The organism is Roseibium sp. MB-4, assembly GCF_053005265.1.
The window spans coordinates 1,082,039-1,097,001 of the sequence record NZ_JBRKQB010000001.1; the positions used below are offsets into that span (position 1 = coordinate 1,082,039).

Annotated in this window: 11 protein-coding genes; 3 read left to right on the forward strand and 8 right to left on the reverse strand. The window is 55.6% G+C overall.

All coding sequences use genetic code 11. The annotated features are described in order from the left end of the window. Positions 1-122: 122 nt before the first annotated feature. Both ACVDG4_RS05080 and ACVDG4_RS05085 read right to left on the reverse strand, forming a co-directional pair. Positions 123-1,325, reverse strand: a complete 1,203-nt coding sequence (locus ACVDG4_RS05080; RefSeq protein ID WP_447234240.1) for an HlyD family secretion protein — start codon at positions 1,323-1,325, stop codon at positions 123-125. Beyond that, complete coding sequence (locus tag ACVDG4_RS05085; RefSeq protein ID WP_447234241.1) at positions 1,318-1,905, reverse strand: hypothetical protein; 588 nt, start codon at positions 1,903-1,905, stop codon at positions 1,318-1,320. The genes ACVDG4_RS05080 and ACVDG4_RS05085 overlap by 8 nt, the downstream gene beginning before the upstream one ends. Before the next feature lie 324 nt (positions 1,906-2,229). On the opposite strand from ACVDG4_RS05085, the gene ACVDG4_RS05090 reads away from it, so the two are divergent. Continuing rightward, a complete protein-coding gene (locus ACVDG4_RS05090) occupies positions 2,230-3,282 on the forward strand; it encodes a hypothetical protein (RefSeq protein WP_447234242.1) in 1,053 nt (350 codons plus the stop codon). A gap of 9 nt (positions 3,283-3,291) precedes the next feature. On the opposite strand, the gene ACVDG4_RS05095 is transcribed toward ACVDG4_RS05090, so the two are convergent. From ACVDG4_RS05095 to ndk, 5 genes are all read right to left on the reverse strand, one after another. Beyond that, positions 3,292-5,388, reverse strand: coding sequence for a molybdopterin-containing oxidoreductase family protein (locus ACVDG4_RS05095; RefSeq protein WP_447234243.1), 2,097 nt, complete (start codon positions 5,386-5,388; stop codon positions 3,292-3,294). A 109-nt stretch (positions 5,389-5,497) separates the two neighbouring features. Continuing rightward, a complete protein-coding gene (locus ACVDG4_RS05100; RefSeq protein ID WP_306146910.1) occupies positions 5,498-5,935 on the reverse strand; it encodes an EF-hand domain-containing protein in 438 nt (145 codons plus the stop codon). A gap of 86 nt (positions 5,936-6,021) precedes the next feature. Further along, a complete protein-coding gene (locus ACVDG4_RS05105) occupies positions 6,022-7,155 on the reverse strand; it encodes a YHYH protein (RefSeq protein ID WP_447234244.1) in 1,134 nt (377 codons plus the stop codon). 545 nt (positions 7,156-7,700) lie between these two features. After that, the gene (locus tag ACVDG4_RS05110; RefSeq protein ID WP_447234245.1) at positions 7,701-8,915 is read right to left on the reverse strand and encodes a hypothetical protein; all 1,215 of its coding nucleotides are present in this window, start codon (positions 8,913-8,915) and stop codon (positions 7,701-7,703) included. A gap of 533 nt (positions 8,916-9,448) precedes the next feature. Beyond that, a complete protein-coding gene (gene ndk / locus ACVDG4_RS05115; RefSeq protein ID WP_133950293.1) occupies positions 9,449-9,871 on the reverse strand; it encodes a nucleoside-diphosphate kinase in 423 nt (140 codons plus the stop codon). 233 nt (positions 9,872-10,104) lie between these two features. Between ndk and ACVDG4_RS05120 the strand changes: the two genes are divergently transcribed. Continuing rightward, complete coding sequence (locus ACVDG4_RS05120; protein ID WP_447234246.1) at positions 10,105-10,980, forward strand: DUF4344 domain-containing metallopeptidase; 876 nt, start codon at positions 10,105-10,107, stop codon at positions 10,978-10,980. A 120-nt stretch (positions 10,981-11,100) separates the two neighbouring features. Next, positions 11,101-12,984: an ABC-F family ATP-binding cassette domain-containing protein gene (locus ACVDG4_RS05125; RefSeq protein ID WP_447234247.1), complete on the forward strand. Its 1,884-nt coding sequence runs from the start codon at positions 11,101-11,103 to the stop codon at positions 12,982-12,984. Between the two features lie 22 nt (positions 12,985-13,006). Here the strand turns inward: ACVDG4_RS05125 and ACVDG4_RS05130 are convergent, their stop codons facing one another. Then, positions 13,007-14,953 carry a DUF1963 domain-containing protein gene (locus ACVDG4_RS05130; protein WP_447234248.1) on the reverse strand — a complete coding sequence of 649 codons (1,947 nt, stop codon included), beginning with the start codon at positions 14,951-14,953 and terminating at the stop codon, positions 13,007-13,009. Between the last annotated feature and the right edge of the window lie 10 nt (positions 14,954-14,963).

Here is a 14,963-nt window from a genome sequence, read left to right on the forward strand (position 1 = left end):
ATCGGGAATGCCGTTTCGATACCTTCCCACAGGCATTGAACCGGCTGCACCGCCCATCCGGCCCCGCCCCACCCCTCAATCCCGAGGGAGGGGGCCGGACGGGATTTTATGCTGTTCAATCCCTAGTGTCCGCCGCCGGCCAATCCGACACCGGTGACCAAAGCGATCCAAACTTTGATCCGCAGTCCCCAAGCCTTGATGATCCCGAGCCCGCTCAACACGTGGCCGGCCAGACCATGACCAAAATTGCGATCATAGGTCTGCACGATACATCCACTGCCGTTGACCAGAAGTTGCTCGTGTTCCGGGTGAACCATCTCAAGAAGCACAGTGACTTCGCCCCGGACCGAAAACTGGGAAGGTTCCAGCAAACGGCCGGTTGCTGTTATCTGGCCCGCAGCGATCTCCGGCTGGATCGCGGCAATTCGCGCGGGAAGAACGGAATCGACCATCGCAACATTGAAGTTCGTGTCACATGCAACCTCTGCCGGCATGCCGACATAAAGGACCGATCGAGCAACCTGAGAAAAGCCGGCAAGGACACGTCTCGGATGCTCCGGATCCCGGTCCGGTATAATGATCATGGCCGGGTTGGTCGCGATCTGGGACGCTCTGGCTCCCACATGCAGGGTCAATTGATCGATCATTCCGTCTACCTGAGAGCGGACAACGGTTTTCTCGAGTTCGACTTGCGCCTGCTTTAGCGCCGCTTCGGCACTGGCCCGCTGAGCCGGGATAACTTCTTCAAGCTGAAGGTTGGCCTCGTCGAGCATCGCCTGCGCCTGGGAAACCTTGGCCTGAGCCGCATCCCTGTCGGCAACAGCCGCTTCATAACGGGTCGCCGTATAAGCAGCAGACTGGCGGACCCGCAGCTCCTCCTGATCTTCAAAGACCTCGATGGCCTGCTGCAACACCGCCTCTTCGCGATCCAGAGAAGCCTGTGCGGACCGAACCTGCGCTTGCGCAAGAGCAAAAGCCTTGTCAATTTCGGCCAACTTCAGCTCAGCGGTCCGAACCGCAGCCTGTTCCGTTTCGTCGCTCACGGTAAAGAGAACCTGTCCCGGCTCCACCCTGGTTCCGTTGTCGACGGAAATCTGGGTCACGGTACCGCCATTCTCGCTGACAACGGGAACTGTGCGGAACGGTACAAACCCCGTGTAGGACTTTGGGTAATAATAAAAGACAGTGAAGAACACTGCGAACGCCAATGCCAGCCAGGCAAAGAGCGCAATGTGAACATTGTAGAGTGTGATCGGAATGCCGCGCCAGCGCAAATAAAGGATCCGCAGGACGAACGGGATTGAGGTAACGGTCAACTCAATCATTGCCAGTTCCTCCTTTGGATTTACCTGAAGGTGTTACTGGTGTTGGGGGCGGTGTATCTGGCCGTTCAGGTTCAAGATCATCAGCCTCTGCTGTCACTGTTTGGCCGGCGGCTTGTTTGGGGGCGGTTCGGACCCGTTTTCCATCCCGGTCGTGCTCACCAAGATGCTCATGCTGCAGCTCTTCGAGCATGATTCCCTCAAGCTCCCCCTTCAGCGTGTGTTCTTTCATCGGCTCAAACCAGAGCATCAGATCCCGTGCGAGAGCCGTCGCAATCAAGGAGAGCGGCAGGAGAATACTGAAATGGCTCAAAGGCGGAAAAATCTCGTACGCAAACGCAATCATCAAGAGGGTCGGAATTGTGGTCTGAAGGGGTGTTCCTTCATTGTGCTTCTCCGCGAACCGATCGAACCGCGCGTACATATGGAAGACAGCAAACAACAAAAGAAACAGGAGCACGAGCGCAGAGAACGCCGTTGTGTCCGTCTCACCGGGGCTTGACCACCATGGAACTGTCTGCCCCGCGACATCAGACGATGATGCCCTGGCTGGAATTGAAAGAAGTGCAATAAAAAGCAGCAAAAATACCCTGCAAATGAGTTGGCTTGGTTTCATATATTGCCACTCCAATCAGATAAAAAACGTTCGGTATGAAATCGGCAAGCCTCGTCCTTTAGGCCTTTCTAGACAATGACTCTGAGAGTTTGAAAATCAAGATTGTATTCTTGGTTTTACAAACCGTTTATCAGTCTTTTGGTGTCTTCCGCGCCTAATTCTGAATAACGAGACCCAATAAGTACGTTCGCGATTTTCAGATGAACGCTTTCGTGTGAAACAGCAAACACATGACTCTTTGCTACTTTAAGTTATATTATATTCGCAGCTCGCCTCTTTATGGAGACAACTATGGCTCGACTTATAACCGCCTTCATTTTCCTAATGCTCGCCCCACAACCGATTTTCGCGCAAGAAATAATCGATCGTGAGTTTTACCGAGGGTACTTCAGTGACCCAAGCATCATTGTATTGAACACATTCCGACCCATGAAAGCTGGTGACTTAGTCAAAATATTTGGACCTCAAAACTATCGAGTTCACAGTCTTTCCAATTGCATCAGATCAAATCGTAGCACTTCACCGCTTCGGCAAAAAAGAACACTCGCTGTCAAAACAACTAGTCAAAACATCGATTGGTATGAGAGTTTTACCATAAATGGCGGAGTTCTCGGTTTAGGAGGATCCTACGAAAACACTATTTCCCGGCAAGACACCGCAACTTATTCGGGTTCAGGAAACCAGTCCGCATTCCGAGCTTATGCTAGCGATCTGGCGATTGGTCTCTTCGACATACCAACAGTCATAGATGCATCCAAGTGCCCCAAATATCTTAATTGGGCAGGTGCTACTGGTGGGTGGGTAATACCGGAGACGGTGTACTGGTTCGAAGGAGATCTCGGAGTTTCCTCAACAATTACGCTTAAGGCTCAGCAAGAGTTTTCGCTAACGCTGGATGCAATTGCACCACTGGTTCGACAGGTCCCCTGGGCATCAGCTGTACTCAAGTCGACATCATTGAGCGGGAAAAACGTCGACGAGTTTTCATTCACCACAGATATGAACGCGAATTTTCCGGGATCTGATAAAGACGTGGAGCCGACTGCTCTTGCACTACGTCCGCTATATATTAACCCCGAAATCGCATCGGAAATCAGTCGATTGTTCCGAAAACATCTTGAAGAAAACATTACGGATACCGAGAAAGTAAAGGCCGTGATTCAAGAACTTCCCGAGCTGAACACTAAAAGCGAAGGAAGCCTCATCAATCGCGTTTTCGCACCAAGTGACACCATATATCGCGAATGGATCTCCGAAACGAATGAGCAAGTCGAACAAAATCGGCAAATTGCTTATGATGTAAGAAGAACTCTTGTTATGAACTATCTACTGTACGAAGGGTAGCTTGAGCATCTAAACCGCTCGCACCCACACGGCTGTGTCGTGATAGGCTGCGCCACCGTAAGGGGCGACCGGGTCGGCACCGGTTAGCGTATTGATGCCGCGACCATCCTCAAAAGCCTCGTTCGGCCAGATGCCTTCCGAAATCACCGTGCCCGGGGCGACCGTCTCAACAAACCGCGCGTGCAGCGTGACCGCGCCGCGCGTATTGCCCATCTTCACCTTGGCGCCATCAGCTATTCCGAACCTTTCGGCATCCTGCGGCCGCAGCCAGACTTCCGGCCGACCCTCCTTCTTGCGCGAGCCATCGGTCTCGTTGAAGCTGGAATTCAGGAACGAGCGCGCCGGCGCCGTCACCAGTCGCAGCGGACATTCTTCGTTTGCGGCTTCAATTGCATCCCACTGATCCGGAAATTCGGGCATCTGCTGCCACGGACCGAAGGGATCGCCAGCGGGCTTGTTGGGGGCAGCGGAGCGGCCCCAGTCCGGTTTAAAATGAAATTTCTGATCCGCATGACCGAAGCCGTTCAGGTAATGCGCCTCGGCAAAATCGGGTTGCAGATCGATCCACTTGTTTGCTTCCAGATTTTCCAAGGTGCCATAGCCGGAGTTTTCCAGCATCCAAGCGATATGGTCGCGCGCGCTCTTCTCAAATCCTGCATGAGGTTTTGAATCAACGCGTGCTGCGATCTCGTTCAAAACAAACAGGTTTTCCTTCGGCCCTTCAGGTGGCTCGACCACCTTTGGACCAAGCAGAAGATACTGATGGCCGCCGCCTTTATAAATATCGTCGTGCTCGAGGAATTGCGTTGCTGGCAGGACGATATCCGCCATTTCTGCGGTTTCCGTCATGAATTGCTCGTGGACGACGGTGAAGAGATCCTCACGCTCGAACCCCTTGCGCACAAGCTCCTGTTCCGGGGCGACCGACATCGGGTTGGTGTTCTGGATAAGCATGGCCTTGACCGGAGGCCCGCCCAACAACGCGTCCTGATCGCCCGTCAGAATACGCCCAATCAGGCTTTGATCCAGCGTCCGGACAGATGGATCGATCAGACTGTTCGCCTCGATCATCTCCTTGTTCAGTTGGTAGATCGCGCCGTTGTTGTGAAACGCACCGCCGCCCTCAACTTGCCAGGCACCGGTGACCGCTGCGATGGAGGCGGCCGCATGCATGGCCACCGCGCCGTTGCGTGCGCGGGTGAACCCGTAGCCGAGACGGAAGAATGTCTTCTTGACCTCGCCGATCATCCGGGCAACCTCTTCGATCCGGGCCACCTCAAGACCGGTGATCGCGGCTGCCCATTCTGGTGTCCGCGTTTGAAGATGTGATTCCAGTTCCTTCGGGAAGTCCGTGTATTTGCTCAGATAATCCCAATCGGCAAAACCATCCCGGAAGAGTACATGCATGATTGCACAGGCAAGTGCGGCGTCGGTCCCCGGCTTCAAGATCAGGCCGACGTCCGCTTGTTTCATGGTCTCGGTCTTGTAGACGTCGATGACAACGATCTTGGCCCCGCGCGCCTTTCGAGCCGCAATCGCGTGGGTCATGACGTTGACCTGCGTTGCAACCGCGTTGGTGCCCCAGATCACGATTTGGTCTGAGACGGCCATTTCGCGCGGGTCAGGCCCGGCCAGTTTGCCGGTGCCTGCGACATATCCAGTCCAGGCCATGTTGGTGCAGAAGCTGTCGAACTGGCGGGAGTAGCCCTTGGCGTGGCGCAGGCGGTGAATGCTGTCGCGCTGCACCAGCCCCATGGTCCCGGCGTAGTGATACGGCCAGACGCTCTCGGCACCGAATTCGGCTTCTGCCTCCAGGAACTTTTGGGCAATCAGGTCCAGCGCGATGTCCCAGGAGATTTCCTCAAACCGCCCTTCCCCCTTCTTGCCGACCCGCCGCAAGGGCTTCAGCAAGCGCTCCGGGTGATAAAGCCGCTCGGCGTAGCGGGCGACCTTTGCGCAGATAACACCCGCGGTGTACGCGTTGTCCTTGGCACCGTTCAGCCGCTTCACATCGCCATTGGGATAGAAATGAACATCCAGCGCGCAGGTGGACGGACAGTCATGAGGACAGGCGGAAAAGGCAGATTTTGGCGGCTGCTGCGTCATGGATCATTCCGGTCTTTGAACACGAGCGATCCTTATCCCTTTTCGCGCGCACAACCGTCAAGCACAGCTTTGTTCGGGTGACATTTGCGAGAGAACAGTCCCGCATGTGTTAGCGCAACTTGATGCGTGCATCGCGGTCGTGCCATTTGGTCTGAAATTCCTCGGCACTGACCACACCATCCTTGTTTTCGTCCATCAGGTCGACCCAGGTGCCCGAATTCGACATGAATTCACCGGCTGACACTTTGCCGTCGCCGTCGACGTCGTTCAGGTCGAGCCCCATCAACATGGACGTGTCCTCGGACCCGGAAGCTGCCCCGGTTTCCGCGCTGACGGTAAACTCGTCGCTGTCCAGAAATCCATCCTTGTTGGTGTCAAGCTTTGCAAACAGAGCTTGCCTGCGTTTTTCGGCTTCTTCGAGGGAGACAGCGCCGTCGTTGTTTATGTCCCATCGTTCAAGAAAACTGGCCCCGGCATCATCAGCCGCCTGAACATGCGTTGCGCCCAACACGCCCGCAAAGAGTGCCGGTAAAAAAATTGATTTCATAAAAGCCCCCAGTTTCAATCCGTGGGCAGAGCACACTGTTCAAAAATGACAAGGGTGCGCATGCCCACGCACCCTTGTCTCCTTATTCAGCTGCCACTGCAAGGGCCGCGGCCACCTTGCCGGCGCTGACCATGGCGCGGCCCAGCCCCCGGGGGTGGCGGGCGGTGACCGCCCTGAAGGAACCGGGGCCGGTGGCCACCCTGTGCTTGGATTAGTGTCAGAGCCACTCCGCTGTTGTCCGCCATTGCCGTGAAATCGATTGTTGGCACATTGCTTTCGGGATCAGCTGCAAGCTCTGCAAACTGGCTTTCGGCATCATCAACTCCCCCATCCGCGCGGCGTTTCAAGCGCTTGAAACTGCTGTCCGCGGCCCCCATCCAGCAGCGGGGAATGTAAGGAAAACTGTCTGTCAGGACGTAGTGATAGGTGCCGTTCGGATATTCCGGGGTAACGGCGAAACGGCCGTTGCACTGGTCCAGATCCCCCGCCCCTGGCACATAGGTCCAGTCTTGGGTGAATTTGCCATTGTAACGCCCGCCCGGCCCGTTTGGACGGGTTCCGCTCTTAACCCGATAACTGCTTTTCAGCTTCTTCACCGCCGATTTCTGCTCAGAGTTCGAATAGCCATACGGCCCGTAGATCGGAAATCCATCCGCTGCCCATCCGATCAGCGCGGGAACGGAATTACCGCCTTCAGCGGCCAGAACCCCGATCGGAATGCCGTGGTAGTGGTACGTCCCGTCCGGCTGCACATGGGCATTGTACTTGTCGAGCCCCAGCTTGCAGGCCCCGCCCAGCGCCTCATAATTCCAGCCAGAACGGCGATCATTCTGCCAGTATTCCGCCGTACCGGGATCCATGACAACGCCATTGATCGCAATGCCGAACACAGCCCCTTGGGCGTTTGACGCACGGCCGGTCTTGCGGGGAGTGAGCGGAACCTTGAGATTGTAATTTTTCTTGGAAATTGAATGAGGATTGTTGCGGTTCGGGAAGGTGCCCGGTTTTTTGATCGGATAACCATCGGCGCGGATCCGCCGTGTGTTGCCATCCACCGTGATGTTCGCTGAGGCTTCGGCTTCCGGAACTAGAAGCTCCAAAACATCCTCTCCGAAGTGGTGATGTTCAAGCGCTTCTTCACCTGTCAAAGGCGCCGAACTGTCGTGCGCCGCGGCTGGTGAGGCAGCGAGTGCACACATGAGAAATGCCGTTCTGCGCATTTCCAAGTCTCCCGTGTCGTGGGGTCTGTAGACATTTGGGATTTGGCCTTGGTTTGGCTCAAGGGGCGCCAGTTCAAGAAGAAAAGGCGCGGGAAGGATACCCCTTTCAAGCCTTTGCGACGCCGAAATGAGCCCTTTGAGCCAAATCCGCTCCGGACGCGGTGAATTTCGGCCTCGCGGGCGTCGAAAAGTCCTTGTGGTGTGCGGGCACCACCGCAGGCTTTCCTTCTACTCGAGGGCCGGAATTCAACACGCGCCAAGACCGAAACCCAAATGTCTACAGACCCAAAGCCCAAGACACACTCAATATGGCTGCATCGTCAAGCAGATGCTGTCCCAAACCGGTATGGAAGTGTAACGGAATGTAACGGTGGCACTTTTTACGCCTCCGCCGTCCCGGCCTTACGCCGGGACCGGAAACGCATCGGCAACTCCTCGGCCCCGGGTTTCTTTTTCGCTGCACCACGGGTGACCCGCGGGCGAGCGCCGAATGGGAAAGGCCGCACGAGGGTACGCAGGCAATGGCCAGCCAACTTGTATGGTGGTCATTCTTTCCACCCTTTGACAACAGGCTCATCGATAGATCCGCCCACCGACAGCGTTCGGAATCGGAAAACTGAATCGAGTTCGGGAACAAAGACGGGGAGATCGAAAAACACGGCCCCGAATTGATCTCCTTGGAGACTGAACGAAAAGCCACCGTTGGGCGGCAGATCCTTTAAAAATCGCCCCCCCCCGCGCGCGGATACCCGATCCGGAAACTGGACGTCATGGTTGCAGCCGAAGAACCCGAAGCGGCTCAGGTCGACATAGGCACCCTCGTCGGTCGGGATCACCGGATGGATCTGATCGACGGTTGCAAACCGGCCGGATACCTTGCGTTTGTAATCGCTCACTGGGCTGACCGGCATCAGGCGGACGTCGTGCGATGGTCCTCGGACAGTGTCATGGTAGGGAGGCAACAGTTCTACAGGAAGCCTGTACCCCACCCCCTTGGCTGGCAGCGAGGCAGTCCACGCCTCCATGCCCGGCACCTTCGACCACTCGTCCCTCGGAATGTGCCAGGCGGCATGGCATTGCGCTCGAACCCTTTTTCCGGGCGCGTGCCCACGCTCCTTGTAAAGCTTGAGCTCGCGCGCTGCTCCCTGGTCACGCGGATAAATGAACGGCGTCAGGTCCGGGCTTTCGGTTGCGGCACGGACTTCAGAAGCTCGAAACGCCTGTTCGTCGGCGATCTCCGGCGGATGGGCCTTGACGAACTCCACGTGGCTGTCGACCCCGGACAAGGTCCGCTCGCTGACGTAGTATTCCATCTGATCGAGCGTTTGATCGTCATTGACCCAGAGCACGGGCAGGATGGAGTCTGGTGGCAGAGAGTCGTGTTGATCGGTGAATGGCCGATCGAGGGACCGGCGCAGTTTCTTCGCGTCTTCTTCGCGCTCTTCCGCCGTAGAGGACGCCCAGCGGCAGGCATGCACGACAGGCGTATAGACGGCCTCGCCCGTATCGTTCACATAAGCGCCCATAAGTGGAGGATTTCTATAAGTCCCTCCGGATGTGACGCTGGGTGCAACGGTCGAGCCGCTGACAAGCGTTCCGGTACACTTGATCACCCGTTGGATGGTGACCGGCACGCCATCGACTTTCACGTCAACCCGGTAGCTGTAATAGACCGGATAGCGAGGATCGTCTTGAACGCAAGCGGCGAGCAGAAGCGGTGCCAGAAAGGCAAGAAAAACAATACGGGACAACACGCGCACGCAACGCCACCTTTGAACAACAACAATGTAAAAACCCTACTGCACAACCTTTAAGGGTTACTCAATAGGATTGTCAAAACACCGGATGTTCCCGGCATCTGCCGTCTGCAACACGCCTCGGATGTCTCAATGAGCTCAGATCATTCGCACAGCGTCATCCCCGCCCCAGTGCGGGGATCTACTCGCTGCCAGAGCCTATGGGCTGGACCTCATCCTTTGCAGCTCGGCTTCACCCATTCGGTGCCTTCAGCACATCGCACAGGGAATTGGATCCCCGCACATTTCCGCTTCGCGGGGCGGGGATGACTTCACAGAATGGACTAACCGCTTGTGAGTCCGATCCCACTCCTTGCCGTCCCGGCCTAGAGCCTAGAGCCTAGAGCCTAGAGCCTAGAGCTGTCACCGGCATTCAAGTCCAGCCCCGGATCAAGCCCGGGGCAGCGCGGAAGGAGTGGCAAGAGGTTTCACAAACACAAAAAGGGCCGGCCACTATTCGCGGCCAGCCCTTTCATATTCAACCAGCTAAAGAAAAATTAGCCGACCAGCTCGGTGCCGGAGAACCAGAAAGCGATTTCTTCTGCAGCTGTTTCCGGAGCATCGGAGCCGTGAACAGAGTTTTCGCCGATGGACAGCGCGAATTCCTTGCGGATGGTGCCTTCGTCAGCATCTGCCGGGTTGGTTGCGCCCATGACTTCACGGTTCTTCGCGATAGCGTTTTCACCTTCCAGAACCTGAACAACAGTCGGGCCGGAAGACATGAATTCAGTCAGTTCGCCGAAGAACGGACGCTCCTTGTGAACAGCGTAGAACGCTTCTGCTTCGCGGATGGACATCCAAACGCGCTTGGAGGCAACAACGCGCAGGCCGGCATCTTCGAACTTCTTGATGATGGCACCGGTCAAGTTGCGCTTGGTTGCGTCCGGCTTGATCATGGAAAACGTGCGTTCAATCGCCATAGTCTTGTCTTTCTCGATTTTGAGGAAAGGACCGGCAACACCGCCGTATCCTGCATCTTTTTGAAATTTCGCGGCCTTAATAACGGGGCCTTGCCCTGCCCGCAAGGGGGACATGGCATGACATTTTCATGTCGATGACCGTTTGACTGCGCCTTTTGCCCGCTGGCCATCAGTTGGATTGCCGCCTAATCTGGTGAAATCTCAATCGTGTCTGCCCAAACAAGGTTCGCAAAATGCGCCAATTTCTGCCCCGTTTTCGTCCTTGGCTTTGGGCGCGCCGCGCAACAGCGGGATTGGTTTTGCTTAGCGGCATTGCAGCTGTCGCGCCAACCACTGGGGTCCACGCCAACAGCTTCTCCACCCAGGATACACGGCTGGCAGAACTGCCTTCAGAAGATCTGGAAGACCTCTTGGTGTTTGTCGGCGGCAATGCGCTCTTTGCGGCCTATCACGAAGCCGGGCATATGCTGGTTTCCGAACTCAACATCCCGGTCCTTGGCCAGGAAGAAGACGCCGTCGACAATCTCGCGACCTTGTCTATGCTGGCTGCTGACGATGACGAGACGGATCTTCTGCTGATCAATGCGATGATCGGCTGGTTCCTGGTTGCCTCACTCGGCAGCGACGATCTTGTCTTTTACGGCGAACATGATCTCGATGAACAACGCGGCTACCGGATCTTGTGCCTGATGGTCGGCGCGGATGAAGACGCATTCCTTGATCTTGCCCGTGATCTTGATCTCCCGGAGGAGCGCATCGAGACCTGCGCCTTCGATTATGAGCAAACGGCCGCCTCCTGGGAGGCCGTCACCGATCCCTATCTCCGCGATGGCGATACACCGGCCGGCCGGATCACAATTGTGCACGACCCGGCCCCCAAGGGTCTGGAAAGCGTGGCCTTGTTCCTTCGGGAAGCGGAAATTCTGGAACAGGTCGCCGATGAAATCGACACATTTTATGATTTGCCAGAACGTGTCACCTTCCGTGCGGCGAGCTGCGGGGTCGAAAATGCCTTTTGGGACCCGAACACGCGGGAAGTGATCTTGTGCCATGAGTTTCTCGGCGGGCTGGCCGAGCTTTATCTCACCGATCTGAAGTACGACAATTAGGAAGCAATTCGCTCTCAACCACCGCCGGTCTTGCAGCTTTGCCACAGGTTGCAGCCTGCAGACCCTCCTCATCCGCTTTCCACTTGCATCCGCTGCGCTGCTCGGCCATTGATCCGGCCCATGTTGCAAATATCGGATCTTACCTACCGGATCGGGGACCGTCTCCTGATCGACAAAGCCAGCGTAACCCTGCCCGCCAAGGCCAAGACCGGCCTTGTCGGCCGGAACGGGGCTGGCAAATCGACGCTTTTCAAGATCATCACCGGGGACCTTTCGTCGGAAACCGGCTCTGTCCAGATCCCGAAACGCGCCCGCATCGGTCAGGTGGCCCAGGAAGCCCCGGGGACGGAACACACCTTGATGGAAGTGGTGCTCGCCGCCGACACGGAACGCACCAAACTGTTAGCCGAGGCAGAGACTGAGACCGATCCGGAGAAGATCGCAGAAATCCATACCCGGCTTGCCGACATCGGTGCGCATACGGCCGAAGCGCGGGCCGGCGCCATTTTGTCCGGTCTCGGCTTTGACGCCGCCGCCCAGCAGCGTCCCTGCTCGGCCTTTTCCGGCGGCTGGCGCATGCGGGTGGCGCTCGCAGCGGTTCTGTTCTCCGAGCCCGATTTGCTGCTGCTTGACGAGCCGACCAACTATCTGGATCTGGAAGGCACGCTTTGGCTGGAAAACTATGTCGCGCGCTATCCGCACCAGGTGCTGCTGATCTCTCACGACCGGGATCTCCTGAACAAGGCCGTGGACAGCATCGTCCATCTCGACCGGGGCAAGATGACTTATTACTCCGGCGGCTATGACAGCTTTGACCGGCAGCGGCGTGAAGCGATGATCCTTCAAGAAAAAGCGAAGGAAAAGCAGGACGCTCAGCGCAAGCACATGCAGGCGTTTGTTGACCGCTTTCGCTACAAGGCCTCCAAAGCCCGCCAGGCACAGGCCCGTCTGAAAATGCTGGAAAGGATGGAGCCGATCGCGGCGCTGACGGAAGAAAGCTCCAAGCCGATCCATTTCCCGGATCCGGAAGGACGTCTCGCCCCGCCGATCATCAAGCTGGAAGGTGTCTCGACCGGATACGGAGACACCAAGATCCTGTCCCGGGTGACGCTGAACATCGACACTGATGACCGGATCGCTCTGCTGGGTGCCAACGGCAACGGCAAGTCGACCTTCGCCAAGCTGATTTCCAACCGGCTCGTCGCCATGGACGGGGAAATCACCAAGGCAACCAAGCTGAAGATTGCGTTTTTCGCCCAGCATCAGCTCGATGAATTGCGCCCGGAAGAAAGCGCTGTGGCCCATGTGCGCGCCCTGATGCCGGACGCGCCGGAAGCCAAGGTCCGCGCCCGCGTTGCCCGCTTTGGTCTGCCGACCGACCGGCAGGAAACACCGGCAAAGGATCTTTCGGGTGGTGAAAAGGCCCGGCTGTTGCTTGGGCTTGCAACCTTCGACGGTCCGCATCTCCTCATTCTCGATGAGCCGACCAACCACCTCGACATCGACAGCCGCGAAGCGCTGGTCATGGCCTTGAACGAGTATCAGGGCGCGGTCGTTCTCATCAGCCACGACCGCCATCTGGTCGAAGCTTGCGCCGACCGGTTGTGGCTGGTGGCGGGCGGCAAGGTCGAGCCCTATGACGGTGACATGGAGGATTACAAGCGGCTGATCCTGCAAGGCCCCGAAGCGGCACAAAAGGCGCGCGACAAGGCGACGGCCGAGGCCGACGCGGCCAGCGCCCAGGAAAAACGCCGGGAAGCTGCCCAAAAACGCAGCCAGTTGAAACCGCTGAAACAAAAGATCGATGCGGCGGAAAAGGAAATGGCCCGCCTGCAAGAAAAGATCTCCAAGATCGACGACATGCTTGCCGATCCGGAGTTCTTCCAGACCGACCCGGAGCGCGCCGCCAAATTCGCCAAGGAACGCGCCTTTTGCGAAAAGAAATTGGTCAAAACGGAAGAAGACTGGCTGGAGCTGTCAGCCGAGTTTGAAGAGGCGGGATGAGGTTTCTACTGCTTCAATTGTCTCAGTGACCTTCGAACGTCACTGAGACTTTGTCCCAACGTCTCTTTTTGAGGTTCTTCGGCGAAATCCAGAACTGAAACACTCCAACATCACCAAATCGCCAGCCCATTATGTCATCGTAACAAAGCTGCAGGAGCATATGATCGTTTGCATGTTCGAATGACGCATTGCCTTGAATATCAAATCCAGCACCAAACATCTGGTGCCAGTACCCCGCAGGAAGACGACGATTTTCCGATAGTTCGCTCTGAATTGTCTTGGGAAGCAGCCTAAATACGTCGTCTGAAGACGCATAAAATGCGAAGTAGGTTGACAGCAAAAGGTCACCCTTCAGAAGTCGATTACCTTGCATGAAGGCATCAAACTCGTTTGCTTGAAGCTTTATAAAATACTCTTTGAGACGTTCGACATCTTCGGTAGTCAATATTGAATAGAGCGGTATTGCCTTCGACCAGAGGTCAATTTCCCGGCACAGACTGATGAACCTCGGTTCTGCTTGCTCGAGCTCAATTCTTTGTTCTTCGCTAACATACTCAGTCTTTTTCTTTACTAGATCGCCCGCTCTCTCGGCAGCAATCCGCAGAACTGCTGCGAAATGCTGAACCGTGTGACCAAAAAAAATCGCTGTTTCGCTTGTGGCTTCATTAACAAGAGTTTTGGAAGGACCATTCGACTGAAGCGGAGCATGCATATTTATGGACGCAATCGCAGTCTGAATATCTGAATTGGGACACAGTCCAGCTTTTATCAGATCAATAGAAAAATATGGCAGTTCAAATTTCGTGGGAGGACCATATAAGAAATCAGTTGCGACACCATGCCGCCCAAACCAATGCCAGTCTCGTATTGCATCTGGGGGTGGCGGCGTTCGCGCAGGCAAATCGGCACCTTCAATATGCAGCACAGAACATTCACGCCCGTCGCCATCCAGGAAAAATGCCAACCACCCGTCAGCTGGTAACAAATCCGACCCGCCAATTTCTCTGAAATGAGCAAGATCAATCTGCGTCAAAAAGGCCATTGGAGTTTTTGTTTTACCCGTTCGTGGCCAGGCTTGATTACCCAAGCGCGGCAATCCACCAAACCAGCTCCGCGCCTCTTCCCACGAAGACCCATCAAATCTGGACGCGCGCAGTAGTGTTACCGGTTCAGTTGACTTGATTTCAGTGTTAGTGGTTTTGCTCTCTTCAACACTTGGCATTCCGCCTTCAGAGACAATGATTTCGACGATCTGCATTGCACATGCAACGATACCGCCCGCTCCATGAAAATTGGACGTATTGAAAACGTGAACAGGCTTTTTGTTTTCCGAAATGACACGCTGAAGAATCGACGCATCAGGAACGGATCTTGTCAGCCCCCAATACTGTTCCGCTTCGCAGAACAACATAAACATCGGCTCAAACAACTTGGCACCAATAATGGTCTCCAATACCGCATTCACTTCCTTCAGACTGCCGAATAAGCACGTGTAGATTAACGCAACAGCATCCTTCTCAGCTTTTGTGAGGTCTTCATACGCTGGCGGAGATTGGAATTTCCCAGGATCGCCCTCGCTACGCGTCAAACACACACCGACTACTAAAGCGAAAGCTGGCCCGGCTGGTGCATCTCCTACATTCCCCCCATTTGTTAAATCAATGGCACCTGTTTTGTACGCTTGGGCTGGATTGGATAACCCACTGATATCAATTTTACTTTTCGGATTTCTTGATTTTCCATTCCGCGGCTGTTGGCTATACTTTTTCCGGGAAGAGGTCTTTGTCAGCGCCGCGGATCGCGAGAGGTACTTCAATCCGTAACCCAGAACAGCCATTAAAAAAGAAAACGCCAAAGCCTGAAATGCCAACTCCCAGTCCCGAGGCTCCTTGATTTCCCAAGCATAAAAAACAATGCCTATTGCCGCCAACCCAGGAACTGCAATCAGCAAACTAACCAACTTCAACAAGTTACAAAAT